The organism is Rhodopseudomonas sp. BR0C11 (assembly GCF_010820945.1).
GTDB classification, from domain to species: Bacteria; Pseudomonadota; Alphaproteobacteria; order Rhizobiales; family Xanthobacteraceae; genus Rhodopseudomonas; species Rhodopseudomonas palustris_H.
Genome location: NZ_QTKI01000759.1, coordinates 1 through 935 on the forward strand (window position 1 = coordinate 1; position 935 = coordinate 935).

2 protein-coding genes are annotated in these 935 nt (G+C 66.8%); both read left to right on the forward strand.

Features of this window, described 5'->3' with window-relative positions; translation table 11 throughout:
- The first annotated feature begins 138 nt into the window (after positions 1–138).
- On the forward strand, positions 139–558 hold the full coding sequence (locus DYI24_RS27185) for an HIT domain-containing protein (RefSeq protein WP_107342812.1): 420 nt from the start codon (positions 139–141) through the stop codon (positions 556–558).
- A 4-nt stretch (positions 559–562) separates the two neighbouring features.
- Positions 563–935 (forward strand): NUDIX-like domain-containing protein (locus DYI24_RS27190; protein WP_283810914.1); only part of this gene is annotated, 373 nt, incomplete at its 3' end.

Consider the following 935-nt stretch of genomic DNA (forward strand, 5'->3'; position numbering starts at 1 on the left):
GTTGTTCCCGCCCTTGGACCTTCGACTAGGTGGCGCTTCCGCCGGTCCGGACGGCTTGGTATGACTGCGAGGCGGCCTCGCGGCCGTCCCCGCCACAGACAAGAGCCCACGCTCCGCTAACGGGCCGATGGAACCGCAATGTCCCCCTCCGACTGGTCGCTGAGCTCCCGGCTCGAACAAGACACCATCAATATCGGCGATCTGCCGCTCAGCCGCGTGCTGGTGATCAAGGACGCACATTACCCCTGGCTGCTGCTGGTGCCGCGCCGGCCCGACGTCAGCGAGATCATCGACCTCGACGAGGTGGCCCAGGCGCAGTTGATGACCGAGATCGCCCGCGTGAGCCGGGCGCTCAAGGAGGTCACCAAATGCGACAAGCTCAATGTCGCAGCGCTTGGCAATCTGGTGCCACAGCTTCACATCCACATCATCGCGCGGCGCTCCAGCGACGTGGCCTGGCCGCGACCGGTGTGGGGCGTGATGCCGCCGCTGGCGCACGATCCCGAAGAGGTGCAGCAGTTCATCAATCTGCTCCGCCGCAAGATCTGGCTGAGCTGAACCGATGAGCATGCCCTTCCCGCTCGGCCAGCCCGCTTTCGTCACCCACGTGCTCGACCGCGCCGCGCATCTGCGCGGCAACGACACCAAGCTGATGGCGATGGAAGAACGTGGCGACACCCGCGCCTTCGTGGTGCATCGCGATTCGCTATTGGTGAAGCACGAACCCGATGGCCCACGGGCCGAGCTGACGATCAAAGAGGCGCTGGCACTCGGCGCCAATCCCGGCACGATCTTCCTCGGCTTGCGCAATGGTGCAGCCGTGTTCGGCATGGGGATCGGCGCCCCGGCTGCGGACAAGCTCGCCGGCCGGCCCGACGCCGGCCTCGTCGAGCTGCGCGGCCTTGCCATGCAGGGCGTGTTGCCGGTCGAGCAGC